A 24,315-nucleotide genomic window follows, 5' to 3' on the forward strand; every position below is an offset into this window, starting at 1 on the left:
CCCGGACGGGTCAGCGGACGACCGCGAAGCCGCCGGTCCACGAGATGACCTCGCGGACGGCGAGGGTCAACTGGAGGAAGCCGAGGGCCTCCAGCTCGTGTGCACGGGAGAGTGCGCCGGCGTCGATCGCCTGCACGCCCCCGGCGGCGATGGCCGCGATGAGCGCGCTCTTGGCCTCGGCGGAGTCGCCGGCGACCTGCACGGTGGTGGGCGCTCCACCGACCGTCTTCGCGACGAGCGTTGCGGCGAAGGTGGTGTTGAACGCCTTCACCACCGAGCTCTGCGGAAGCGCGGCCTGGATCTCAGCGGCAGCGGAGGACCCGGCCGGCACGACGAGCGAGTCGAAGGTCTCGAAGTTGAGCGGGTTGGTGATGTCGACGACGGTCTTGCCCGCGAGCTGCTCGCCGTACGCCGAGAGGATGCCCGCGACGGCCGGGTAAGGCACGGCGAGCACGACGATGTCGCCGACGATCGGGGCGGTGCCCGACTCCTCGGCGGAGATGTAGGTTACGCTGCTGCCGCCCTCGGCGAAGACTCCGCCGATCGCGTTCGCCATGTTGCCGGTGCCGAAGATCGTGACGTGGGCCATGGGGTTCCTTCCCTCGTGCCCCGCGACGACGGGGCATTGCTTGTAGATACAAGTGTCACCGTACGCCCACTTACTTGTAATTGCAACCAACTGCTAGAATGGCCGCATGCCGGCCGAGGGACTGCGATATGAGGAGCGCGTCTCGGTGGCGCGCCTGCACGCACTGCTCGAGCTGCTGCCGCGCACGCTCGACCAGCAGATGGCCGCGAGCGATCTCACCTCGTTCGAGTACACGCTGCTCGAGGCCCTCCACGAGGCGCCCGCCCGCCGGTTACGACTGACCGCGCTCGCGTCGCGCACGAACGCCACCCTGCCGCGACTGTCCCGCGTCGTGACCGGTCTCGAACGCAAGGGCCTCGTCGATCGGGCGCCCTGCGCCGAGGACGGCCGGGCGACCAACGCGGTGCTCACGAGCGCGGGCGAGCAGCGCTTCGCGGATGCGCGACCGCGCTACGAGGAGGCGGTGCGCTCGTTCGTCCTCGCCGACCTGGACGACGCGGACGTCGACGACCTCTCGCGCCTCGTACTCGCGATTCTCGGCCGGGTCGATCCCGACCGTCGGATGGCCGTCACCGCCGCGGGCGATCCCGCCTGCGCGGCCGACCCGGCACGCTGAGTCCGACCGCGCTCGTGGGCGCCGGGGGATCCCCGTGCCCGGTCAGACCTTCGCGTCCTGTCTCGGGATGATGACCTTCTTGATGATCAGCAGGATCGATGCGGTCACCGGGATCGCCACCAGCGCGCCGAGAAGACCCAGCAATGTGCCGCCGACGAGGGCGCCGATGACGACGAGCGATCCGGGGATCGAGATCGCGCGGTTCATGATGCGCGGCGTCAGCACGTACGCCTCGACCTGCATGTAGATGAGGTAGAGGGCCGCGAACACGAGCGCGCCCACCGGGCTCGCGAACAGCGCGAGCGACGAGCCGATCACCCAGAACGCCACCGTTCCGACCAACGGGATGAGGGTGATGCAGAACGCGATCACCGCCATCAGCAGCGGGAAGGGGAGCCCGAGGAAAAAGTAGAGCAGCCCCGCGAACAGCGAGTTGAAGAACGCGAGGATGACCATCCCCATGAGGTACCCGCCGATCGACTGCGTGATCTGATCGGTCAGGTCGGCGACGCTCTCCCGGCCGTGGGCGGGAACGAGGCGGTAGAAGGCCTGCTTGATGACATCCAGGCTGGCGATGAAGTAGAGCGTCAGCACGAGCACGATGATGATGCCCGAGATGGTCGAGATGACCGACACCGTCACCTGCAGCACGCCGCCGCCGATCGCGGTGAGGTTCGCCGGGTTCGTCAGGAACCCCTGCACCTGGCTGACGATCTCGCCGACATTGCTGCCGAAGTTCCCCTGCAGCCAGGCGTAGAGGTCCGACGCCTGGAAGTCGCGGATGAGGCTCGGCACGTTGGCGACGAAGCCGGCGATCTGCGTCACCACGGTCGGGATGATCAGCAGCAGCACGCCGGCGAGCACGACGGCGAAGCCGGCGAAGACGATGACGATGCCCCACACCCGGGCCAGTCCCCGACGCTCGAGCGCGCGCACCACCGGGTCGAGCCCGAGGGCGGCGAACAGGGCGAACACGATGTAGATGAGCACCGTCGACAGGTTCGAGATCGCGAGCCCGAGGACGAGTGCGACCAGACCGCCGAGGGTGAGGAAGAAGCCGAACGCGAACGGATTGCCGATCGCGGCCATGGCGCGCCCGGCGGTCGTCTTCGGCCTTCGGGAGGCCGCGGCATCCGTCGATGCGGTCGTGGCGGACGAGGATGCCTCGGCGGACACCTCTGCGGGAGCGTCGCTCATGGCTCACACTCTAGGGCTGCGGCGCACCCCGCGCGGATCGCGCCGAGGCGGAGGCGCTAGGGTCGAGCGCGAGGAGGCCATCTTGTCCGACACCACCGACCCGCGCGTCGCGCTCAGCCGCCTGCGCGCCAGCATCGACAACATCGACGCCGCCCTCATCTATCTGCTCGCCGAGCGGTTCCGCAGCACCACTCAGGTCGGCCATCTCAAGGCCGAGCACGGCATGCCTGCCTCCGACCCGGCACGTGAGGAGCAGCAGATCGCCCGACTGCGCGCGCTCGCCGCCGACGCCGACCTCGACCCCGCCTTCGCCGAGAAGTGGTTCAACTTCGTGGTGGCCGAGGTCATCCGCCACCACACCGCCGCCGCCGACGCGCGCTGAGCGTTCCTCTCGGAAGATCCATCGCCTGGGGGATGAATCCCCCCGGGCTCGCCCCCTACGATGGACGCGAATCCTGCACGTCGCGCTCCGCACGCGCGCGCTCAGGAGCGCTTCGCCGGCGGAGCGCATGACCGACCTCGACGAGTAAGGCGCCGCATCATGAGCGACACCCCCGCGCAGCAGGGCAGCAACGGATCCTTCGACCAGCTCATCCAGAGCGGCGGCGAACACACCTATTTCACCGTCGGGTTCCGCGGATACGACCGACAAGAGGTCGACACCGCGCTCGCCGACCTGCAGGGCAAGCTGCAGCGCGCGACGGCTGATCTCGCCGCCGCCGCCGAGCGCCGTGACGCCGACGTCGAGGCGGCACGCGCGGAGGAGCGCGTAGAGGCCGACAAGGCGAAGGCGGAGGCCGAGAAGGCGAAGGCGGAGGCCGAGAAGGCGAAGGGTGCGAGCGCCAAGGCCGACGCCGACCGTGAGAAGGCCACCGCGAAGCTCAAGGCCGACCTCGCCGCTGCGGAGGCGCGCGCCGCCGATGCCGAGGCGCGGGTGACCGCGCTGACCACCGAGTTCGCCGAGGGCGGTCTCGAGCGCGACGGCGACGAGCCGCAGAGCCGGCAGCAGTTCGAGGCGGTGCTGCACGTCGCGGAGGAGCAGGCGAACCTGCTCATCCAGAACGCCGCGCAGCAGGCCGAGCGCCTGCTCGCCGCCGCCCGTGAGGAGATCACCGAGCGTCGTGCGACGCTCGACTCCGACACCGCCCGCATCCTCGCCCAGGCGCAGCACGACGCCGACCAGGTGCGCCTGAAGATCGACACCGAGTACACCGCGCACGAGGCCCGCATCGAGCGCGAGGCCGCGCACGCCGCGGAGAAGGTGACGCAGGCCGAGCAGGAGGCCGCGGCCATCCGCACCGAGGCCGAGAAGGGCGCTGCGGCGCTGCGCTCGATGGTCACCCGCGAGACCACCGAGCAGCGCGCCGACGCCGAGCGCGACGTGCGCGAGATGAACGCCCGCGTGCTCGAGTTCGAGGAGGCGCTCACCCGCCGTCAGGACGACGCCCAGCAGGAGTTCCTCGTGCTGCACAACCAGGCGGTCGCCCACGCTGAGCGCATCACCTCCGACGCCAACGAGCAGGTCGCCGCGTCGCTCGACCACGCGCAGCGCATCTCGGCGAAGGCCGATGACTACGAGAAGCTCATGCGCGCCCAGGCGTCGCAGATCGAGGCGGACAGCCAGCTCCGCGCCCGCGAGACCGTCGACAAGGCGAAGCTCAAGGCGCAGAAGATCGTCGACAGCGTGATCGGACACACCACGACGGTGCTGCGCGACGCCGAGGACCGCACGCGGCAGCTGCGCTGGCAGCAGCAGCAGCTCACCAGCTTCATGGCCGAGGTGCGCGAGCTCATCCGCCCCGAGACCGGTGTGATCTCCGAGGAGCCGGAGTTCGCGGCCGAGACGGAGTCGGCGACCGAGGAGGCCTCGACGACGGAGGAAGCCGTCGAGGGCGAGCACGTCGAGTCCTGACGGCGCGCCATCGCCCCTGTCAGTCGCGACGTCGGCGTCGCACCAGATCGGATGCCGCGGCCACCAGGCCGATCGCCACGCCGGAGATCGCGATCCACATCCCGATACGGTGCACTCTCGCGCTGTCGTCGGCGAGCAGGTCGAGTCGGCCGGCGGCGATCATCACCATGACGCCGACGGCACAGGTCGCGATCGACAGGACGATGAGCGTGCGGCGGGCGCCGTCGGGGAGGATCACCTCTCGACGCTAATCGGCGACGCCGAGACGGTGCCGGGAGAATCCACAGCTCAGGCCGTGGACGTCCTCGTGGTCCAGGTGCGCACCTTCGCCCGGATCGCGCGTGCCGGGCGCCAGGGGCCTGCGATCCACACCGCCACCGCACCGAGCACGCCGCCCGCGCACGTCCATGCCGCGACCGAGACCATGCCGTCGGTGACGACCGAGAACAGGGCCGCGGAGGCGGCATCCGAAATGCCCTGCGGAGCCAGTGCGGCGCTGACGATGGATGCCGCGACCGCGCGCCCGATGATGAGGATCAGCGTGCCGAGCGCGAGGGCGAGGCCGGCGACGACGGCCGCCCGGTGGCGGCGGCGGGCCAGCAGGATGCCCGCGACCAGGAGCACCGCGGCGGCGAACGGCAGCCACGCGCCGACGGCGACCGCGACCGCGTAGCCGGTCTGCGCGGTCGGCAGTGCATCGGCCTGGGCGATCGGGATGGTGCGCTGCACCGCCGGGATCTGCGCGGCGAACGGCACCTGCGAGTCGATGAGGTGCTGGCGGACCGCGGCGACGACGGGGCCGAGCTCGAGCCCGATGGTGCCGTCGGAGGCGACCGAGACGAGCGCGTTCGGGTCGCCCTGCATCGTCTTCACCAGCTGGGCGTGGGTGGTGCGCAACGCGGTCGAGAAGACGGTCGCGAACGGGTCGGATGCCACGAATCTCGCGACGTTCGTGCGCACGACCGACTCGAGGCCCTGCGCGGCGGGTCCCTTGAGGGCGTCGAGCGCCTGGGTTGCGAGAGGGCCGGTGCCGAGCGAGGTGATGCCGTCGATGACCTGGCCGGCGATCGCCGTGTAGTCCACGTGCTGGGCGATGACCGTCATCGTCGCGTCGGTGACGCTCTGCTGCACGGCGGGGTCGTGCGCGAGCGGGGCGTAGGCGGCGACGAACGCGTCGGTGTCGACGAGCTGCACCCGGGCCCAGCCCGTGATGATCGACAGCGGCGCGAGCACGAGCGCGATCGTGAGCACCAGCCCCGACGCGAACGACCGCCCCCAGGCGCGGGCGCGCGACGGGGACGGTCGTTCGTCGGTCATCGGTCAGCCCGCGAGCGCGCGCGCCTTGAGCGACTCGTACTCGGCTGCCGTGATCGTTCCGGCGTCGAGCAGCGCCTTCGCCTTCGCGATCTCATCGGCCGCGCTCGTTCCCGACACGGAGCGGATGTAGTCGTCGGCCGCCTCCTGCGCCTTCGTGGCCTGGGCGCGGCTGCGCTCGGCCATGCCCTGACCGCGCGCGATCAGGTAGACGAGGGCGGTCAGGAACGGCACGAAGATCAGGAAGAGGATCCACAGCGCCTTCCACCAGCCGTTGAGCGTGTGGTCGCGGAACAGGTCACCGATGATCGAGAACAGCGCCATCAGGTAGGCGACGAACACGAAGATCGACAGGAACCACCACAGGAGGCTCCCGAAGTTCGACAGGAAGTCCATGATTCTTACCCCTTTCGCCGGCGGGCACCGGCATCAACAGGTGCCCCCCGGCACCCGGTTTCAGTATGGCGGAAACCGGGTGCCGGCGTGGGGTTCGATCTGCGGCCCCCGACTGCTACGGCGACGTCGAGCGAGCGATCAGGACGGGTCGACCGCCGGTGTGCGCACTGCGGCGAACGTGGTGTGCCGGCGCAGGACGAAGCCGAGCCTCTCGTAGGCGGCGATCGCGCCCACGTTGGTCGCCGCCGCGTGCAGCAGCGCGCGGTCGCCGCGCTGCTGGATGTGGAACGCGACGTCGAGCACGAGCCGTGACGCGAGCCCCTGGCGACGATGGTCGGCATCGACCGACACCGCGCTGATCTCGGTCCAGCCGGACGGGTGCAGCCGCTCACCGGCCATGGCGATGAGGCGTCCGTCGCGGCGGATGCCGATGTAGCGTCCGAGCTCGTGGGTGCGGGGGAGGAAGGGTCCCGGCTGGTTGCGTTCGACGATCGCGAGCATCTCGGGCACGTCGTCGGCACCGAGCAGCACCGCTTCGGGCTCCGGGCGGGGCGAGAGGACGTCGGTCTCGACCAGCTGCACGCCCGACCCTCCGCCGAGCACCTCCCAGCCGTCCGGCAGTGCGTCGGGGGCGCCGTTGAGGCCGATCTCGGCCGACGGCCCGACCAGGCGGTGCAGTCGATCCCACACCCCGGGGTCGTTCCAGTCGCGCACCGCGACGAATGGCGCGACGTCGCCGGGATAGCGTCGCGCGAGATCGTCGCCGAGGGCGAATCGCGCGTGCGGGCCGGCCAGGGAGAACCATGCCGGGTTGTCGAGCACCTGCACGTCACGCGCGGACAGCCGCGGCGTCGGAGCCGCCGCGGCGGGGGAGGAGGTCGGGGGCAGGGAGCTCACGCGCTCATTCTCGGAATCGCCCGCCCGCGCCCACAACCCGCGCTGTCACCCGCCGCAACCTGCCTCACGCGCGGTCGGGACCGGAGGTCGCCTCGTGCGCCGTCGGAGTCGCCTTCGGCGCGGTGATCTCGAGGGCGACCTTCTTCTCGAGCACGTCGAGCGCCTCGTCGGAGAGCGAGATGAGCCCGTCGAGCTCCTCGCGCACCCGCTGGTAGGCGAGCTGGCGCTCGGCGGGCGTCGCCGCCTCGTCGACGGCGACCGTCAACAGCTGCTGCGCCGTGTGCAGGCGCTTGCGCTCTGCCTCGGTGAACCCGGAGTCGCGCAGGCGTCGTGCATCGCGCTCGGCGAGATCGAACGCGACCTCGTAGTCGGTGACGGCCTCGCGGTACTCGCGCAGCTCGTCCGCGGACACCTTGCGACCTTCGGCGGGCCGCAGCCGGTCGGCCTTCTTCCCGGCGCGCAGGAACGCGGCCGTGAGCGGCTGACGACCGTCGCTCATCGCGGGGTACGCGATCGCCTTCGAGACATCCAGCTCGTAGTCGAGCCACCGCCGGCGCACATCGTCGTGATCGGCGAACAGCTGGGCGAGCGGGGAGAGCGCGGCATCCTTCTGCGCGGGACGCGCCGAGCCGACGGCCTTCGGATCCTTCCGGGCGGCGATCTGCGCCGCCCGGATCTCGCCCTTCGTGCGCAGCACCTCGAGGCGTCGTTCGTGGCGCCGCCGGGCATTGCGCTCCCAGCCGCGGCCGGCCGCCGCGACCACCCCGAACAACGGGAACGCCAACCACCAGTAGTGCGCGGCGAAACCCCAGAACTGGTCCACGCCCTCATCGTAACCGCGCCCGCGCGCGGCCCGCGGGTCAGTGGATCAGCAGCGAAACGACGGTCGCGCCGCCGCCGACGAGCACGAGCGCGATGATCACGACCCACGCGACGATGCGCGTGCGGGTCGTGTAGGGGCGCTCGCCCAGGTCATCGGGTGAATCGCTCATCGCACGACCTCCGGCTCCGTCACGATCGCGCCGAACGCGGCCGGCAGCGTGCCGGTCGACAGTGCCCGCAGCTCGGGCACCGGCAGGGTGAACAGGCCCTGCACCTCGAGGGCGCTGGCCGAGCCGTCGGCGGGGGCGTCGGTCACGCCGATGCGCAGCACCGGGTAGCCGCGCCCCTCGCAGAGCCCGCGGAACTTGACGTCCTCCTCGCGGGGCACGGTCACGAGCACGCGGCCGGTCGACTCCGAGAACAGGGCGGATGCCGCATCCACCCCGTCGCGCTCGATGATCTCCGTCAGCCACACCCGCGCGCCGACGCCGAAGCGCAGCACGCCGTCGGTGAGGCTCTGCGCGAGCCCGCCCTCGGACAGGTCGTGGGCGCTGGAGACGAGACCCTGGTCGCCCGCTGCGCGCAGAAGCTCGGCGAGGCGCTTCTCGGCCGCGAGGTCCACCTTCGGCGGGCGGCCGCCGAGGTGTCCGTGCACCGTCTGCGCCCACTGCGAGCCGCTGAGCTCGGTGGAGGTGACCCCCAGCAGGTAGATGTTCTCGCCGGCGTCCTGCCAGCCCGACGGGATGCGCGCCGCGACGTCGTCGATGATGCCGAGCACGCCGACGACGGGGGTCGGGTGGATCGGGGTGTCGCCGGTCTGGTTGTAGAAGCTCACGTTGCCGCCGGTGACGGGGATGCCGAGCTCGAGGCAGCCGTCCGACAGGCCCTCGACGGCCCGTGAGAACTGCCACATGACCTCGGGGTTCTCGGGGCTGCCGAAGTTGAGGCAGTCGGTGACAGCCGTGGGCACGGCGCCGGTGACGGCGACGTTGCGGTAGGCCTCGGCGAGGGCGAGCTTCGCGCCCTCGTAGGGGTCGAGCTGGCAGAAGCGGCCGTTGCAGTCGGTCGCGATCGCGAACCCGAGACCCGACTGCTCGTCGACGCGAACCATGCCCGCGTCATCGGGGAACGAGAGGGCCGTGTTGCCGAGCACGTAGTAGTCGTACTGGTTCGTGACCCACGAGGCATCCGCGAGGTTCGGGCTCGAGACCAGCGCGGTGAACTGCGCACGCAGGGTGTCGGCGTCGGCGCTGCGCTCGAGGGCGGCGGCGGAATCGTCCTGCAGGGCGTCGATCCACGTCGGGTAGGCCACCGGACGCTCGTAGACCGGACCGTCGACCGCGACCGTCGAGGGGTCGACGTCGACGATCTTCTCGCCGTGCCAGAAGATCTCGAGACGACCGTCGCCGGTGACCTCGCCCAGCACGCTCGTCTCGACGTCCCACTTGCCGGTCACAGCCAGGAACTCGTCGAGCTTCTCGGGGCGCACGATCGCCATCATGCGCTCCTGGCTCTCGCTCATGAGGATCTCCTCGGGCGTGAGCGAGGGGTCGCGCAGCAGCACCTTCTCGAGGTCGACGCGCATGCCCGAGCCGCCGTTCGCGGCGAGCTCGCTCGTGGCGCACGAGATGCCGGCGGCGCCGAGGTCCTGGATCGCCTCGACCAGCTCGTCGCGGTAGAGCTCGAGGCAGCACTCGATGAGCACCTTCTCGGCGAACGGGTCGCCGACCTGCACGGCCGGGCGCTTGGTGGGGCCGCCGTCGGCGAACGTGTCGGACGCGAGGATGGATGCCCCGCCGATGCCATCGCCGCCGGTGCGGGCGCCGAACAGCACGACCTTGTTGCCGGGGCCGACCGCGTTCGCGAGCTTCAGGTCGTCGTGGCGCAGCACGCCCACGGCGAGCGCGTTGACGAGCGGGTTGCCCTGGTAGACCGCGTCGAACACGGTCTCACCGCCGATGTTCGGCAGGCCCAGGCAGTTGCCGTAGAAGGAGATGCCGCTGACGACGCCGTGCACGACGCGGGCAGTGTCGGGGTGATCGATCGCACCGAAGCGCAGCTGGTCCATGACGGCCACCGGGCGCGCGCCCATCGAGATGATGTCGCGCACGATGCCGCCGACGCCGGTCGCGGCGCCCTGGAACGGCTCGATGTAGCTCGGGTGGTTGTGCGACTCGACCTTGAAGGTCACCGCCCAGCCCTCGCCGATGTCGACGACGCCCGCGTTCTGGCCCATGCCGACCATGAGGCGCTCGCGCATCTCGTCGCTGACCTTCTGGCCGAACTGGCGCAGGTAGATCTTGCTCGACTTGTAGGAGCAGTGCTCGCTCCACATGACCGAGTACATCGCCAGCTCGCCGCTGGTGGGACGGCGGCCGAGGATCTCGCGGATCTGCGCATACTCGTCGGGCTTGAGACCGAGCGCCGCGTACGGCTGCTCCTTCTCGGGGGTGGCTTCGGCGTCGGCGACGGTGTCGGCGATCTTGCCGAGGGGAGCGGCGGGGGTGCTCACGCGGCTGGTCTCCAAGAATCGAGGGCTGCCGGGGATGCGGCAAGTCTAGCCGGGGCGCGCGCCGGCGCACCCGTGCCGGACGCGCGTGAGGATCGGGCGCGCGGGCGCATGGGATCCGTGAGGGGCGGGGGATGCGGCATCCCGTCGCCCCTAGACCGGAGTCATGACACTCACCTCCCTGTTGCCCACCCTGCGCGACTCTCTGCCGGCGCCCCTCGCGGGCGACGCCTGGCCCGCCCGCACCCACGCGACCACGCGCGACGTCGTGATCGCCGGCGTCTCGGTGCTGCGCTACGCGGAGCTGTGCGGCACCCCGTGCGTGACGACGGCGCCCGCGATCGTGCCGCTGTCGGGCGGCGTCCCCTCGGCGACAGCGTCGACGAGCGTGCTCGTGGCGGCGGTCACCGGTTGCGACGACGGGATGCTGCGCCTCGACGCCCGTCTCGACGAGCTCGCGCCGTGCTGGGCCGAGGCCCGACTGCTCGGGCGCATCTCGCACGCCGCGGAGCGCCGGTGGCGGCTGGGTGCCTGCACCGTGGTGCTGCCCGCCGACCTCGGTGTCGGCGATGTCGGCGCGCTGCCGTGTCCGGGCGCCGTCGGGCTCGGCGAAATCCGTCCGCGGTGAGGCTGCTCATGACGGTGCTGCGGGCGCGGCGGTGCGAACAGCGGCGACAGGGTGCCGACAGACGAACGGGATGCCGCGGCATCCGCTCAGTAGACGACCTGCACCGAACGCGTCTGGTCGTTCATGACCGCGCCGACGTAGCTGCTCGATGACGCGAAACCGACGCTCGACCCGGTGAACGACGTGTTCTGCCACACCTTGACCCGGCAGCTCGAGAAGCCCTGGAACGAGCTCACCCTGCCGTACCAGCCGACGCCGATGTCGGCGACGCCGCGCACGCCGACCGCCGACGAGCAGCCAGATGATCCCCACACCTCGTAGTACGCGCCGCCGTAGTCGGCGTTGTCGTAGAGCCGCGCGAGCAGGTAGCTGACCGTCGTCGCACGACCCGCGTCGGTCTCGTCGCCGTCGACGATCGTGTAGCCGGTCTGCGCGGTCACTGCGGCGTGGAGGTCATCGCCCGCGGGGGCGCAGATCGTGAGCCCGGACTCGAGGAAGACGCCGCAGTTCTCGCCGCCCCCGGCATCCGCCCGGGCCGGCGTCGCCGAACTGACTACGAGCGCGGCACCGATCAGCACACCCACCAGCTCTGCGACATGACGCCGCGCGAAACGTTCCCCCATCATCTCCCCCTGATGATCGGCCCTTGCGAGGGCTCCCCGAGCCGATCGTGGCGCACGGGCGCCTGCCGGGTCAAACCCGCGCGCAGCGGGCATCCTGGTGCGGAGGCCGTCGTGCGGGAGCCGCGAAAAAAAGTCCAGAAGAATCTGAGACGAATCCGAGGCGACGGGCATTACCAGGTATGACGGCTGAGCTGAGCGCGACGGAGACCGATGTCTCCGACGACCGCGCGCTGCTCGCGGCCGTCTCCACGGGCGACTCCCGCGCGTTCGGCGCGCTGTACGACCGTCATGTCGCCACCGTCTACCGGTTCGCCGCGAGCCTCGGCCTCGACCCCCACGCCGCGGAGGACGTCACCCAGGACGTCTTCGTGGTCGCGTTCGAGAAGGCCCAGGCGATCCACCTGGTCGGCGGCTCCACGCTGCCGTGGCTGCTCGTCACGTGCCGCAACGTCTCCCGCTCGCACATCCGCAAGCGCGTGCGGGACCAGCAGCGATCGACCGATCTCGACGACACCGTGGCCACCCGCGCCCTCGGACCCGCCGAAGAGATCGAGCGGCGCCTGCTCTCCGACGCCATCGCCTCCGCGATCTCGGCCCTCTCGTTCGACGACCAGTGCCTGTTCGACCTGTGCATCGAATACGGGTTCAGCTACGCGCAGGCCGCCGAGGCCTTCGACGTGTCCCACGGCGTCATCCGCAATCGGCTGTCCCGTATCCGTGCGCGCCTGCGGGCGGCGCTCACGCCCGGCGAAGAGGAGGGGTCGACATCATGACTCTTCAGCTTCCCCCGACCGACGAGCAGATCGCGCGCATGCGTCGCGAGGTGCTCACGACCATCGCCGTGCGTCGCACGCGTCGCCGCCGCCGATTCTGGTGGGTCGCGGGTGCGACGGCCCTCGTGCTCGCCGCCTCGACGGCGGGCGTCGCGGCCCTGTTCGCCTCGGTCGACGACCGCAACGTGACGTTCGACTGCTACACGAGCACCGATCTGACGTCGAACCACAGCACGTCCACGTCGGTCGAGACCGACCGTGACAAGAACACCGAACTGTCGATGGCCGACCGTGTCGCGACCGCTCTCGCCGTGTGCGAGGCGAGCTATACGGCCGTGCGCACGGGCGAGGACGCGCCGGCGGGGCCGTACGTGCCCAACCCGACGGCCTGCGTGCTGTCGGACCGACGGATCGCCGTACTTCCGAACGCGGCCGGCAAGGACGATGCGTCGTTCTGCGTCGCGCTCGGACTCACAGCCCCCGGGCGGTAGCCCGGGGGTGGGGCGGAGTACCCGACGCGATGGTTCTTGGGGGCGCGTCGGGTGCTACCGCCGTCGTGAACGGATGCCGCGGCATCCGTTGTGCGCCATCGGACCACGTGCTGTGATGTTGCTATGAGGGAGTCGACGATGACCGCTCGATCGTGGGTCGTTGCCGGGGCGCTGCTGGTGATCGGTGCGCTCTGGACCTCGCAGACGGCGATTCCGCGTGGTGGCACCCCGCCGATCGCGCCCGCGCTCACCGCGGCGGCGTACGCGCTCTTCGCGGTGGGCTTCACCCGGGCGGCGAGCGTCACCGGCCGGCGCCCGCTCGGCACGGTCGCCCTGCTCGCACTCAGCGCGCTGGTGCTCGTGCAGGGGTACATCGACCCGACTCCGGCGAACGAGGCACTGACCGTGGCCGGCGGCGCGGAGATCGCGCTCTACAGTCTCGCGCTGCTGGTGCTCATGCTGGGTGCCGCGATCGTCGCCGCGGTCGAGATCGCCCGGGTCGATGTCGTCCCGCGCCCGTGGCGCTGGGTTCCGCTCGGGGGCGCCGTGGCGTTCGCCGTGATGCAGGCGGTGGTGTGGGTGATGCCCGCGCCGCTGACCGAGGCGTGGATGACCGTGGTCGGCGTCGTCTCGGGAGTCGTGTGGCTCGGCGTGCCGCTGCTCCTCGGCTTCGTGGCGATCTTCCTCGGTGTGGAGCGCGCCGCCGATCGCGCGCGGGCGTGATCGGGGCTTGACGCTGTTCGGCGCGCGTCGTAACCTACAACCAAATGGTTGTATTTACTGAACTCGCCGACGCCGACGTGGACCGCATCTTCCGGGCCCTCGCCGACGCCACGCGCCGCGACATCCTGCAGCGCACCCTCACGGGTGAGCAGACCGTCTCGGCGCTCGCCGCGGCCTACGACATGAGCTTCGCCGCCGTGCAGAAGCATGTCGCCGTGCTCGAGGCCGCCCACCTCGTCGTCAAACGTGCGGAAGGGAGGGAGCGACTCGTGCGCGCCGATCCCGACACCATCGCGCGGGCACGGCGCCTGCTGGCCGAGTACGAGCGCGTCTGGCGCTCGCGCATCGACCGGCTCGACGCTCTGCTCGCCGAATACGACACCCCCGCCTGATCCCCCCGAAGGACGCCGCGCCGCGGCATCCGCCCCGAAAAGAGGAGCTCGCCATGCCCGTCACCTCCGTCACCGTCGACCCCGAGGCCCTCACCCTCACCCTCATCGCCGACGTCGCCGCCACCCCCGAGCGGCTCTGGCGCGCGTTCACCGAACCCGCCCAGCTCGAGCGCTTCTGGGGCCCGCCCGGATGGCCGGCCTCGTTCACCCGCTTCGACTTCACGGTCGGCGGCATCGCGAGCTACCACATGACCGGCCCGCGCGGAGAGCTCGCGCACGCCCGGTGGGAGTTCCTCGTCATCGACGCCCCGCACCGCTTCGAGGTGCTCGACACCTTCGCCGACGAGAACGGCGACAGCGTGCCCGACATGCCCGGCATGCGGGCGACGTTCGCCGTCGAGCCCACCCCGACCGGCGCACGCCTGGTCAGCGTCTCCCACTTCGTCTCGGTCGAGGCGCTCGAGCAGACGCTCGCGATGGGCATGCGCGAAGGCTTCACCATGGCGATCAGCCAGCTCGACGCGGTGCTGCGCGACCTGCGAGACTACGCCCTCGGCGCCGGCACCCAGGTCGAGGTTCTCGACGACACCCACGTGCGCATCACCCGACTCATCGAAGGCCCCCGTGAGCTGGTGTGGCGCGCGCACCACGAGCCAGAGCTGCTCAAGACCTGGCTGCTCGGCCCCGACGGGTGGGAGATGACGATCGCCGAACCCGGGCTCGCCGCGGGCGACACCTACCGCTACGCGTGGGCGCCCGTCGAGGGCGGCGAGGGCCAGGCGTTCGGGTTCGAGGGCGACACGCTCGTCGTCGACGCCCCGCGCCGCGTCGTGACCACCGAGCGCATGACCGGCATGCCCGGGCCGTCGACCCTCAACGACCTGACTCTCTACGAAGAGGACGGCGTCACCCTTCTCACGCTGCTGATCGAATACCCGGATGCCGCGACCCGCGACATGATCCTCGGCACCGGCATGACCGAGGGCATGGAGCGCAGCTACCAGCGGCTCGACGCGCTCGCCGCCGTCTGACGGCGCGCCGCGTGGTGCCGGGCGCTAGTCGCCCGGCACCAGGCGGTAGCCCATGCCCTGCTCGGTGAGAAGGTGCACCGGGTGGGCGGGGTCGGCCTCGAGCTTCTTGCGCAGCTGCGACATGTAGAGGCGCAGATACCCGGTGTCGGCGATCTGCTCGCTCGCCCAGATCTCCTTCAAGAGCGTCTGCCGGGTGACCAGCGCGTCGGGGTTGCGGGCGAGGAACTCCAGCATCCGCCACTCGGTCGGCGTCAGATGCACGCGCGCGCCCGCCCGCGTCACCGACTTGGCGGCGAGGTCGATCGTCACGTCGGCGAAGCGCACCACCGGCTCGCCCGCGGCATCCGGTCGCCGACGCGCCAATGCGCGCAGCCGCGCCAGCAGCTCGTCGACCTGGAACGGCTTCGTGACGTAGTCGTCGGCGCCGGCGTCGAGCGCCTCCACCTTGTCGGCCGAGCCCGTGCGTCCCGAGACCACGATGATCGGCGCGGTCGTCCAGCCGCGCAGCGCCTCGATCACCTGCACGCCGTCGAGCCGCGGCATCCCGAGATCGAGCAGCACGATGTCGGGATGCGCCTGCGCGGCGAGCGTCACCGCCGCCGCCCCGTCGGGCGCGGCGATCACCTCGTAGCCGTGCGCCGACAGCGTGATGCGCAGCGCCCGCACGAGCTGCGGGTCGTCATCGGCCACCAGAACCTTCATCGCGCCCCCTGCGTCGTCGTCTCGGCGGCCGGCTGCACCGGCAGCTCCACGACCATCGTGAGCCCGCCGCCCGGGGTGTCCTCGGGGGTGAGCGTGCCGCCCATGCCCTCGGTGAACCCGCGGGAGATCGCGAGCCCGAGACCGAGGCCGGTCGTGTTGTCGGTGTCGCCCTGCCGCTGGAACGGCGCGAAGATGTCGTCGCGGCGGTCGGCCGGCACCCCGGGGCCGCGGTCGATCACCCGGATCTGCGCGAGCTCGCCCAGCCGGCTCGTCGTGACCACCACATGGGTTCCGGGTGCCGCGAAGCGGCGCGCGTTGGCGAGGAGGTTCACGAGCACCCGCTGCAGCAGCACCGGGTCGGCGACGAGAGGCGGCAGGTCGGGGTCGAGCGCCACCTCGACCTCGTCGGGGCCGTAGCCGAGCTCGTCGAGCGCCGCGAGCAGGGCGCCGGCGGCATCGACCGGTGCGAGCGACACCGCCAGCACCCCCGCCTGCACACGGCTCACATCGAGCAGGTCGGTCACGAGCATCGACAGGGTGCGCAGGCTCTCGTCCGCGGTCTCGAGCAGCTCGGCGCGGTCGGTCGGGCTCAGCCGCACATCGGCCGCCCGCAGCCCGCCGACGGCCGCGACCGCCGCCGCGAGAGGCCGGCGCAGGTCGTGGCTCACGGCCGACAGCAGCGCCGAGCGCACCTGGTCGGTCTCGGCGAGGGCGTCCGCCTCGCGTGCGGCCGCGGTCAGTTCGAGATGGTCGATCGCGGCGGCGAGCTGCGCGACGATCACATCGAGCAGCCGACGGGATGCCCCATCCGGCTCGTCGCCCGTCAGCTCCAGCGTGGCCCGCGGCGCGCCGCCCACCCGCGCCCCGACCGGGAGCCGCGTGCACGCGGCGTTCGCGGGCGCCGGCCCGTCGGCGACATCCTCGGCCAGCACTGTGCCGCCCTCGCCGACCAGCCGCACCGCGTGCAGCCCGAACGCCTCACGGGCGCGGCTGACGAGCGCCTCGACGGCACTGTCGCCGCGCAGCACGCTGCCCGCGATGGTGGCGAGCAGACGCGCCTCCGCCGTCGCGCGCTCGGCGACCCGGGCACGCCGGGCCGCCTGGTCGACGATGTAGCTCACCAGGATCGCGATGACGACGTAGAGGCCGAGGGCGAGCGCGTGCAGCGGATGGGCGATCGTGATCGTGAACAGCGGCTGCACGAACAGGTAGTCGAGCGTGAATCCCGACAGCACCGCGGCGAACAGTGCCGGCCAGATACCGCCGACGAGTGCGACGATCACGACGAGCAGCTGGTAGGCGAGCACGTCGGAGGTGATCGAGTCGTCGCTGCGGAACGAGAACAGCAGCCACGACAGCAGCGGCCCGCCGACGAGCGCGACGGCGAACCCGAGCAGGCGCCGCCCGCGGCTGAGCGCCCCGCCCCGCACGCGGGGGAGGCGCAGCTTCCCGCCCGCCGCCGAGTGGGTGACGATGTGCACGTCGATGTCGCCCGAATCGCGGATGACCGTCGCGCCGATGCCCGACCCGGTGAGTGCCGCGCTCATGCGGCTGCGGCGGCTGACGCCGATGACGAGCTGGCTCGCGTTCACGCTGCGCGCGAACTCCACCAGGGTGTGCGCGACGTCGTCGCCGACGAGCTGGTGATAGGTGCCGCCGAGCTGCTCGACGAGTGCGCGCTGGGTGGCGAGCGCCCCCGGCGTCGCCCCCCGCAGGCCGTCCTGGCTGAGCACGTGCACCGCCAGCAGCTCACCGCCCGCCGAACGGGCCGCGATGCGGGCGCCGCGACGGATGAGCGTCTCGCCCTCCGGCCCGCCCGTGAGCGCGACCACGACGCGCTCACGCGTCGTCCAGGTGCCGTCGATGTCGTGCTCGGCGCGGTACTGCTTGAGCGCGGAGTCGACCTCGTCGGCGAGCCACAGCAGCGCGAGCTCGCGCAGCGCCGTCAGGTTTCCCAGCCGGAAGTAGTTCGACAGCGCGGCATCCACCCGCTCCGCCGGGTAGACGAGACCGGCGGAGAGCCGGTCGCGCAACGACTGCGGGGCGAGGTCGACGACCTCGATCTGGTCGGCGCCCCGCACCACTGCATCGGGCACCGTCTCACGCTGCACGGTGCCGGTGATCTGCTCGATCACGTCGCTGAGCGAGGCGATGTGCTGCACGTTGACGGTCGTGATCACGTCGATGCCCGCGTCCCGCAGCTGCTCGACGTCCTCCCACCGTTTCGCATGCGCCGACCCGGGCGCGTTCGTGTGAGCGAGCTCGTCGATGAGGGCGACCGACGGATGCCGCGTGATCACCGCCTCGACGTCGAGCTCGTCGAGGCTCACCCCGCGGTGCCGGTCGCGTCGCAGCGGAACGACCTCGAGACCCCGGGTCAGCGCGGCCGTGGCCGCGCGCCCGTGCGTCTCGACGACGCCGACGACGACATCGGCGCCCTCGGCGGAGAGCCGGTGGCCCTCCTCGAGCATCGCGTAGGTCTTGCCCACGCCGGGGGCGGCCCCGAGCAGGACCCGCAGTCGCCCCCGTCGCATCGTCGTCCGTCCTTCGCCTGAGGTCTCAGTGCGAGAGCGCGTCGAGCGCCAGGTTGAGCTCGAGCACGTTCACCCGGGACTCGCCGAGGTACCCGAGGTCTCGCGGCTCGATCTTAGACGCGACCAGCTGCTGCACGACCTGTTCGCTGAGCCCCCGTTCGCGGGCGATCCGGGTCACCTGCAGGTCGGCGTAGGCCACCGAGATGTCGGAGTCGAGACCCGAGCCCGACGCGGTGATCGCGTCGGCGGGAACGAGCGACGGGTCGACGCCCTCGAACGCGGCGACGGCCGCCCGGCGCCCGGTGATCGCGTCGACGAGCTTCTGGTTGGTGGGGCCGAGGTTGGAGCCGCCCGAGGCCGTCGGGTCGTAGCCCGCGCCCGCCGCGGACGGCCGCGGCTGGAAGTACCGCGGCGAGGGGTTCCCCTCGGTGTCGAGGAACTGCTGGCCGATCAGGGAGCTTCCGACCGTCTGTCCCGACGAGTCGGTGACGAGCGACCCGTTCGCCTGCCACGGGAACACCAGCTGGCCGACCGCGGTCACCACGGCGGTGTAGCCGATGCCGAGGATCAGCGTGAAGACGAGCATCGCACGGACGGCGACGCCGAAGGTGCGCAGCGAGGTGCGCGAGAGCGTGGACATGTCTGTCTCTTTTCTTCGGTCAGAAGCCGGGGATGAGGCCGACGACCAGGTCGATCAGCTTGATGCCGATGAACGGGGCGATGACACCGCCGATGCCGTAGACGAGCAGGTTGCGGTTGAGGATGCGCGCGGCGCTCGCCGGCTTGTACGCCACCCCGCGCAGGGCGAGGGGCACGAGGGCGATGATGACCAGCGCGTTGAAGATGATGGCGCTGGTGACCGCCGAGGCGGGTGAGTGCAGCCCCATGATGTTCAGCGCCGCCAGGCCCGGGAACACCGTCATGAACATCGCCGGGATGATGGCGAAGTACTTGGCGACGTCGTTCGCGAGCGAGAAGGTGGTCAGTGCGCCGCGCGTGATGAGCAGCTGCTTGCCGATGCGCACGATATCGATCAGCTTCGTCGGGTCGGAGTCGAGGTCGACCATGTTGCCGGCCTCCTTCGCCGCCGACGTTCCCGTGTTCATCGCTACGCCGACATCGGCCTGCGCGAGTGCGGGGGCGTCGTTCGTGCCGTCGCCGGTCATCGCGACGAGCCGCCCGCCCTCCTGCTCCTTCTTGATCAGCGCGAGCTTGTCCTCCGGGGTCGCCTCGGCGAGGAAGTCGTCGACCCCCGCCTCCGCGGCGATCGCCTTCGCCGTCAGCGGGTTGTCGCCCGTGATCATGACGGTGCGGATGCCCATCGCCCGCAGCTCGGCGAACCGCTCCTTCAGGCCGTCCTTCACCACGTCCTTCAGCTGGATGACCCCGAGGATCGCGCCGGTGCCCGCGGCATCCAGGGTCGCGACGACGAGCGGGGTGCCGCCCGATCCGGCGATCTGGTCGGTGATGCGAGTGAGGGTCTGGCGGGTGTGGTCGGAGATCTCCACGCCCGCGCCGGTCAGCCACGCCGTGACGGCGGAGCCGGCGCCCTTGCGCACCGCGGTGCCGTCGTGGAGATCGACGCCCGACATGCGCGTCTGCGCGGTGAACGGCACGAACACGGCGCCGGCCGGCAGCTCCGCACGGATGCCGCGGCTCGTCGCCAGCTCGACGACCGAGGTGCCCTCGGGGGTGGGATCGGCGAGCGACGAGAGCGCCGCGGTCTGCGCGAGCACCTCGTCGCCGACGCCGGGCATGCGCACGAACTCGGTCGCGCGACGGTTGCCGTACGTGATGGTGCCGGTCTTGTCGAGCAGCAGCGTCGACACGTCACCGGCAGCCTCGACCGCACGGCCCGACATCGCCAGCACGTTGCGCTGCACGAGACGATCCATGCCGGCGATGCCGATGGCGCTCAGCAGCGCGCCGATCGTCGTCGGGATGAGGCACACGAGCAGGGCGACGAGCACCGGGATGCCCACCGGGGCGCCCACGGCGGCCGCGATCGGCTGCAGCGTCAGCACCACGATCACGAACACGATCGACAGGCTCGCCAGCAGGATCGACAGCGCGATCTCGTTGGGCGTGCGCTGACGAGCCGCGCCCTCGACGAGCGCGATCATGCGGTCGACGAAGGTCTCGCCCGGCTTCGCGGTGATGCGCACCACGATGCGGTCGCTGAGCACGCGGGTGCCGCCGGTGACCGCACTGCGGTCGCCGCCCGACTCGCGCACGACCGGTGCGGACTCGCCCGTGATCGCCGACTCGTCGACCGTCGCGATGCCGTCGACGATGTCGCCGTCACCCGGGATGAGCTCACCCGCGGTCACGACGACCACGTCGCCGAGCCGCAGCTCGGCCGACGCGATCTCGACGGTCTCGGCCGCGGTGGCCGCGGCATCCGTCGCCGGATCGTAGGCGACCACCTTGCGGGCCGACGTCGTCGTGCGGGTCTTGCGCAGCGACGCGGCCTGCGCCTTGCCGCGACCCTCGGCGACCGACTCGGCCAGGTTCGCGAACACGACCGTCAGCCACAGCCAGATCGCGATGCCCCAGGTGAATCCCGCGGGAACGGCCGGTCCGTCCTGGTGCAGGAACGGCTCGGCGATCGCGATGAGCGTCGTGAGGGCGGCACCCACCCAGACCAGCAGCATGACGGGGCTGTGCCACTGGGTGGCGGGGTTGAGTTTGCGCAGGGCGCCGGGAAGTGCCTGCAGCACCTGTTCACGGCTGAACGCGCGCGAACGGGGAGTCGCCTTCTCGGCGACCGGAGCGGTGGTGGTCATGATCAGGACAGTCCTTCTGCCAGGGGCCCGAGCGCGAGCACGGGGAAGTAGGTAAGAGCGGTGAAGATGATCGACACGCCGATCAGCAGGCCCACGAACTGGGGGCGGTGCGTCGGCAGCGTGCCGGCCGTCGTCGGGAGCGTGCCCTGGGCGGCGAGGGATCCGGCGAGGGCGAGCACGAGCACGATCGGCACGAACCGGCCGAGCAGCATTGCGACCGCGAGGGCAGCGTCCAGCCATCCGGTGTTCGCGGTCAGTCCGGCGAACGCGGAGCCGTTGTTGTTCGCGGCCGAGGTGAACGCGTAGAGCACCTCGCTGAAGCCGTGCACGCCGGGGTTCAGCATCGACACGTTCTCGATCTCGTCGCGGATCGGCGGGATCGCGAAGCTCGCGCCCACGCCCAGCAGCACGAGGGTCGGGGTGGCGAGCAGGTAGAGGCTCGCGAGCTTGATCTCGCGGGGGCCGATCTTCTTGCCGAGGTACTCGGGTGTGCGCCCGATGAGCAGACCGCCCACGAAGACGGCGATGATCGCGAGGATGAGCATGCCGTAGAGACCCGAGCCGGTGCCGCCGGGGGCGACCTCGCCGAGCATCATGTCGATCATCGGGATCATGCCGCCGAGCGGCGTGAACGAGTCGTGCATCGAGTTGACCGCGCCCGTCGAGGTGAGGGTGGTGGTCGAGGAGAACAGGGCCGATCCGAGGATGCCGAACCGCTGCTCCTTGCCCTCCATCGCCCCGCCCGCGGCCTGTGCCGCCGCGCCGAGGCCCGACGCCTCCAGCCAGCTCACCGCGACGATCGACGCGAGGAACAGTGTGCCCATGACCGAGACGATCGCGTAGCCCTGGCGGTTGTCGCCGACCATGCGACCGAACGTGCGCGGCAGCGCGAACGGGATCGCGAGCATCAGCACCATCTCGAGGAGGTTGGTCCACGGCGTGGGATTCTCGAACGGGTGGGCGGAGTTCGCGTTGAAGAACCCGCCGCCGTTCGTGCCGAGCTCCTTGATGGCCTCCTGCGAGGCAACGGTGCCGCCCGGGATCGACTGCGTCTGCCCGGTGACGGTGGTGACATCGGTCCACGACGACACGTTCTGGACGACGCCCGCGACGATCAGCGCGACCGCGGCGATGATCGAGACCGGCAGCAGCAGCCGCCAGATGACGCGCACGATGTCGACCCAGAAGTTGCCGATCGTGGTGGCCCGGCGGCGCGCGAACCCGCGCACCAGGGCCACGGCGATCGCGATGCCGACCGCGGCCGACACGAAGTTCTGCACCGCGAGGCCGGCGAACTGCACCGTGTAGCCCATCGTCTGCTCGGGCGAGTACGACTGCCAGTTGGTGTTGGTGACAAACGAGATCGCGGTGTTGAAGGCGAGACCCTCGGGAACCGCGGGAAGCCCCAGCGAGTACGGCAGCCACTGCTGCAGGCGCTCCAGGGCGTAGACGAAGATCACGCCGACGAACGAGAACAGCAGCACCCCGCGCAGGTAGGCCTGCCAGGTCTGCTCGGATGCCGCATCCACCCCGATGACGCGGTAGATGCCGCGTTCCACGACGAGGTTCTTGCGGGCGGTGAAGATCCACGCCATGTAGTCGCCGAGGGGGCGGTACAGCACGACGAGGACGAGGATGAGCGTCGCGGCCTGTGCGATGCCGGCCCAGATGGTCGCGGCATCCATCAGAACTTCTCGGGGGCGACGAGGGCGACGACGAGGTAGGCGATCGCGGCGAGGGCGAGCACGGCCGCGACGATCGAGAAGACGATCACAGCTTCTCCACCCCCTTGGCGACGAGGGCGACGATCGCGAAGAGCGCGACGATGCCGAGGATGCAGATGAGATCGAGCACGAGGACTCCAGAGGTGCGGATCCGCGAGGACGCGGGTGCCCGGTGGGGGCACGACACCCGATCGAACACTGCCCGGAGCACCCCGGACGGCGTCCTTACGGAATCCATACGGCGCCCGCACGGGCGCTCACGGAATCCGTGCGCACGCGGCCCCGCGTCCGCTGCGGCGGGCCCGACGCCCGGATCTCAAGAGCGGGCGAGCACGTCCTCGAGGGCGACCCACGCGAGCATCGCGCACTTCACCCGAGCGGTGTACTTCGAGACGCCCGAGAGCGCGGCGGCGTCGCCGAACTCCTCCTCGTCGAGGGCGATCTGCCCGCGCGAGCGCAACGCCTCGCGGAACGAGGCGATCAGAGCGGATGCCTCGGCCCGCGGCATCCCGTCCTCCTCGTCGACGAGCGCGGACAGCATCGATGCGGACGCCTGCGAGATCGAGCAGCCGGCGCCCTCCCACACGATGTGGCTCACCTCGCCGTTCTCGACCGTGGCGGTCAGCGTGATCTCGTCGCCGCAGATCGGGTTGCGCTGGTGCGAGCGCGGCGAGCCCTCGGCTGCGGTGTCGAGCCCGAAGCCGTGCGGGTGCTTCGAGTGGTCGAGGATCAGCTGCTGGTAGAGCTGCTCGAGGCCGTTCACGCGTCGGCTCCGAAGAACGCACGCACGCCCGCGACGCCCTCGACGAGCGCGTCGACGTCGGCGCTCGTGTTGTACACGTGCGTCGAGGCGCGCACCGTCGCCGTCACGCCGAACCGGCGGTGCAGCGGCTGGGCGCAATGGTGTCCGACGCGCACCGCGATGCCGCGGGCGTCGAGGTACTGGCCGACGTCGTGCGCGTGCACGCCCGCCACGTCGAACGAGGCGAGCCCGACCCGTTCGACATCGGCGTCGCCGAGCAGCCGCACCCCCGGGATCTCCCGCAGTCCGTCGCGCAGGCGTCGCTCGAGCTCGTGCTCGTGGTCGCGCACGCGGGCCATGCCGATGCCGTCGAGGTAGCGTGCGGCGGCGGCCAGGGCGACCGCCTGCGACACGGGCTGGGTGCCCGCCTCGAATCGCTGCGGCGGCGGCAGGTACTCCGCGCCCTCGAGGGTGACGGTCGTGATCATCGAGCCGCCCGTGAGGAACGGCGGCAGCGCCTCGAGCAGCTCGGCGGTGCCGTAGAGGGCGCCCACCCCGTAGGGGCCGAGCATCTTGTGACCCGAGAAGACCGCGGCATCCACCCCGAGCGCGGGCAGGTCGAGCGGCAGGTGGGGGGCCGACTGGCAGGCGTCGAGCACGGCGAGGGCGCCGACGCCGTGCGCGAGCGCGACGAGCTCGGCCACCGGGTTGACGATGCCGAGCACGTTCGAGACGTGTGTGAAGGCGACCACGCGGGTGCGCGGGCCGACGAGGGCACGGGCGGCATCGAGGTCGAGCGTGCCGTCGTCGTGCACCGGGATCGCCCGCACGACGGCGCCGGTGCGGGCCGCGAGCTCCTGCCACGGGATGAGGTTCGCGTGGTGCTCCGCCTCGGTCACGACGATCTCGTCGCC

28 protein-coding genes are annotated in these 24,315 nt (G+C 71.2%); 9 read left to right on the forward strand and 19 right to left on the reverse strand.

Annotation, left to right across the window (positions count from 1 at the left end; all coding sequences use genetic code 11):
• Nucleotides 1-10: 10 nt before the first annotated feature.
• Nucleotides 11-589, reverse strand: a complete 579-nt coding sequence (locus ABT08_RS00620) for an NADPH-dependent F420 reductase (protein WP_056206192.1) — start codon at nucleotides 587-589, stop codon at nucleotides 11-13.
• 106 nt (nucleotides 590-695) lie between these two features.
• Between ABT08_RS00620 and ABT08_RS00625 the strand changes: the two genes are divergently transcribed.
• On the forward strand, nucleotides 696-1,205 hold the full coding sequence (locus ABT08_RS00625) for a MarR family winged helix-turn-helix transcriptional regulator (protein WP_045247957.1): 510 nt from the start codon (nucleotides 696-698) through the stop codon (nucleotides 1,203-1,205).
• A gap of 42 nt (nucleotides 1,206-1,247) precedes the next feature.
• On the opposite strand, the gene ABT08_RS00630 is transcribed toward ABT08_RS00625, so the two are convergent.
• The gene (locus ABT08_RS00630) at nucleotides 1,248-2,402 is read right to left on the reverse strand and encodes an AI-2E family transporter (protein ID WP_288113670.1); all 1,155 of its coding nucleotides are present in this window, start codon (nucleotides 2,400-2,402) and stop codon (nucleotides 1,248-1,250) included.
• Between the two features lie 82 nt (nucleotides 2,403-2,484).
• On the opposite strand from ABT08_RS00630, the gene ABT08_RS00635 reads away from it, so the two are divergent.
• Together ABT08_RS00635 and ABT08_RS00640 are read left to right on the forward strand one after the other, a co-directional pair.
• Nucleotides 2,485-2,784: a chorismate mutase gene (locus tag ABT08_RS00635; protein ID WP_045247959.1), complete on the forward strand. Its 300-nt coding sequence runs from the start codon at nucleotides 2,485-2,487 to the stop codon at nucleotides 2,782-2,784.
• Nucleotides 2,785-2,943: 159 nt separating this feature from the next.
• Complete coding sequence (locus ABT08_RS00640) at nucleotides 2,944-4,314, forward strand: cell division initiation protein (RefSeq protein ID WP_288113672.1); 1,371 nt, start codon at nucleotides 2,944-2,946, stop codon at nucleotides 4,312-4,314.
• 19 nt (nucleotides 4,315-4,333) lie between these two features.
• Here ABT08_RS00640 and ABT08_RS00645 read toward each other — a convergent pair whose 3' ends face one another.
• The 7 genes from ABT08_RS00645 to purL form a co-directional block, all read right to left on the reverse strand.
• Nucleotides 4,334-4,552 (reverse strand): hypothetical protein, encoded by a 219-nt coding sequence (locus tag ABT08_RS00645; RefSeq protein ID WP_045247960.1) that lies wholly within the window; start codon nucleotides 4,550-4,552, stop codon nucleotides 4,334-4,336.
• A gap of 50 nt (nucleotides 4,553-4,602) precedes the next feature.
• Nucleotides 4,603-5,631, reverse strand: a complete 1,029-nt coding sequence (locus tag ABT08_RS00650; RefSeq protein WP_288113674.1) for a hypothetical protein — start codon at nucleotides 5,629-5,631, stop codon at nucleotides 4,603-4,605.
• Between the two features lie 3 nt (nucleotides 5,632-5,634).
• Entirely contained in the window at nucleotides 5,635-6,024 is a 390-nt protein-coding gene (locus ABT08_RS00655; protein ID WP_045247961.1) for an SHOCT domain-containing protein, read from the reverse strand.
• A 138-nt stretch (nucleotides 6,025-6,162) separates the two neighbouring features.
• Entirely contained in the window at nucleotides 6,163-6,912 is a 750-nt protein-coding gene (locus ABT08_RS00660) for a GNAT family N-acetyltransferase (protein ID WP_502685864.1), read from the reverse strand.
• A gap of 73 nt (nucleotides 6,913-6,985) precedes the next feature.
• The gene (locus ABT08_RS00665; RefSeq protein ID WP_056519659.1) at nucleotides 6,986-7,744 is read right to left on the reverse strand and encodes a hypothetical protein; all 759 of its coding nucleotides are present in this window, start codon (nucleotides 7,742-7,744) and stop codon (nucleotides 6,986-6,988) included.
• A 37-nt stretch (nucleotides 7,745-7,781) separates the two neighbouring features.
• Complete coding sequence (locus ABT08_RS00670) at nucleotides 7,782-7,913, reverse strand: hypothetical protein (protein WP_048808975.1); 132 nt, start codon at nucleotides 7,911-7,913, stop codon at nucleotides 7,782-7,784.
• Nucleotides 7,910-10,255 (reverse strand): phosphoribosylformylglycinamidine synthase subunit PurL, encoded by a 2,346-nt coding sequence (purL, locus tag ABT08_RS00675; RefSeq protein WP_045247963.1) that lies wholly within the window; start codon nucleotides 10,253-10,255, stop codon nucleotides 7,910-7,912. The genes ABT08_RS00670 and purL overlap by 4 nt, the downstream gene beginning before the upstream one ends.
• Before the next feature lie 163 nt (nucleotides 10,256-10,418).
• Between purL and ABT08_RS00680 the strand changes: the two genes are divergently transcribed.
• Nucleotides 10,419-10,880 carry a hypothetical protein gene (locus ABT08_RS00680; protein ID WP_288113677.1) on the forward strand — a complete coding sequence of 154 codons (462 nt, stop codon included), beginning with the start codon at nucleotides 10,419-10,421 and terminating at the stop codon, nucleotides 10,878-10,880.
• 86 nt (nucleotides 10,881-10,966) lie between these two features.
• Here ABT08_RS00680 and ABT08_RS00685 read toward each other — a convergent pair whose 3' ends face one another.
• Nucleotides 10,967-11,503, reverse strand: a complete 537-nt coding sequence (locus ABT08_RS00685) for a hypothetical protein (protein WP_048808977.1) — start codon at nucleotides 11,501-11,503, stop codon at nucleotides 10,967-10,969.
• Between the two features lie 179 nt (nucleotides 11,504-11,682).
• Here ABT08_RS00685 and ABT08_RS00690 point away from each other — a divergent pair, with 179 nt between their 5' ends.
• The 5 genes from ABT08_RS00690 (at nucleotide 11,683) to ABT08_RS00710 (ending at nucleotide 14,913) form a co-directional block, all read left to right on the forward strand.
• A complete protein-coding gene (locus ABT08_RS00690) occupies nucleotides 11,683-12,276 on the forward strand; it encodes an RNA polymerase sigma factor (protein WP_056519662.1) in 594 nt (197 codons plus the stop codon).
• A complete protein-coding gene (locus ABT08_RS00695) occupies nucleotides 12,273-12,767 on the forward strand; it encodes a hypothetical protein (RefSeq protein ID WP_056206209.1) in 495 nt (164 codons plus the stop codon). Before ABT08_RS00690 ends, ABT08_RS00695 begins: the two co-directional genes overlap by 4 nt.
• A gap of 138 nt (nucleotides 12,768-12,905) precedes the next feature.
• Nucleotides 12,906-13,490, forward strand: coding sequence for a hypothetical protein (locus tag ABT08_RS00700; RefSeq protein WP_056206211.1), 585 nt, complete (start codon nucleotides 12,906-12,908; stop codon nucleotides 13,488-13,490).
• 44 nt (nucleotides 13,491-13,534) lie between these two features.
• Nucleotides 13,535-13,882 (forward strand): ArsR/SmtB family transcription factor, encoded by a 348-nt coding sequence (locus tag ABT08_RS00705; protein ID WP_273205723.1) that lies wholly within the window; start codon nucleotides 13,535-13,537, stop codon nucleotides 13,880-13,882.
• Nucleotides 13,883-13,935: 53 nt separating this feature from the next.
• Entirely contained in the window at nucleotides 13,936-14,913 is a 978-nt protein-coding gene (locus ABT08_RS00710) for an SRPBCC family protein (protein WP_288113683.1), read from the forward strand.
• Nucleotides 14,914-14,937: 24 nt separating this feature from the next.
• On the opposite strand, the gene ABT08_RS00715 is transcribed toward ABT08_RS00710, so the two are convergent.
• The 9 genes from ABT08_RS00715 to ABT08_RS00755 form a co-directional block, all read right to left on the reverse strand.
• On the reverse strand, nucleotides 14,938-15,615 hold the full coding sequence (locus tag ABT08_RS00715) for a response regulator (RefSeq protein ID WP_056206216.1): 678 nt from the start codon (nucleotides 15,613-15,615) through the stop codon (nucleotides 14,938-14,940).
• Complete coding sequence (locus ABT08_RS00720) at nucleotides 15,612-18,149, reverse strand: ATP-binding protein (protein WP_045247971.1); 2,538 nt, start codon at nucleotides 18,147-18,149, stop codon at nucleotides 15,612-15,614. Before ABT08_RS00720 ends, ABT08_RS00715 begins: the two co-directional genes overlap by 4 nt.
• Before the next feature lie 25 nt (nucleotides 18,150-18,174).
• Nucleotides 18,175-18,789 (reverse strand): potassium-transporting ATPase subunit KdpC, encoded by a 615-nt coding sequence (kdpC, locus tag ABT08_RS00725; protein ID WP_288113686.1) that lies wholly within the window; start codon nucleotides 18,787-18,789, stop codon nucleotides 18,175-18,177.
• 19 nt (nucleotides 18,790-18,808) lie between these two features.
• Nucleotides 18,809-20,935: a potassium-transporting ATPase subunit KdpB gene (gene kdpB / locus ABT08_RS00730; RefSeq protein WP_288113688.1), complete on the reverse strand. Its 2,127-nt coding sequence runs from the start codon at nucleotides 20,933-20,935 to the stop codon at nucleotides 18,809-18,811.
• A 2-nt stretch (nucleotides 20,936-20,937) separates the two neighbouring features.
• Entirely contained in the window at nucleotides 20,938-22,620 is a 1,683-nt protein-coding gene (gene kdpA, locus ABT08_RS00735; RefSeq protein WP_288113690.1) for a potassium-transporting ATPase subunit KdpA, read from the reverse strand.
• Nucleotides 22,620-22,709 (reverse strand): potassium-transporting ATPase subunit F, encoded by a 90-nt coding sequence (locus ABT08_RS00740; RefSeq protein ID WP_045247975.1) that lies wholly within the window; start codon nucleotides 22,707-22,709, stop codon nucleotides 22,620-22,622. The genes kdpA and ABT08_RS00740 overlap by 1 nt, the downstream gene beginning before the upstream one ends.
• Nucleotides 22,706-22,870, reverse strand: coding sequence for a hypothetical protein (locus ABT08_RS00745; RefSeq protein WP_048808978.1), 165 nt, complete (start codon nucleotides 22,868-22,870; stop codon nucleotides 22,706-22,708). Before ABT08_RS00745 ends, ABT08_RS00740 begins: the two co-directional genes overlap by 4 nt.
• Before the next feature lie 105 nt (nucleotides 22,871-22,975).
• Complete coding sequence (gene sufU, locus ABT08_RS00750; protein WP_056206219.1) at nucleotides 22,976-23,422, reverse strand: Fe-S cluster assembly sulfur transfer protein SufU; 447 nt, start codon at nucleotides 23,420-23,422, stop codon at nucleotides 22,976-22,978.
• A partial coding sequence (locus ABT08_RS00755; protein ID WP_288113695.1) for an aminotransferase class V-fold PLP-dependent enzyme occupies nucleotides 23,419-24,315 on the reverse strand: 897 nt, incomplete at its 5' end. The genes sufU and ABT08_RS00755, both read right to left, overlap by 4 nt.

It is taken from the genome of Microbacterium sp. SCN 71-21 (assembly GCF_001725695.1).
Lineage (GTDB): Bacteria > Actinomycetota > Actinomycetes > Actinomycetales > Microbacteriaceae > Microbacterium > Microbacterium ginsengisoli.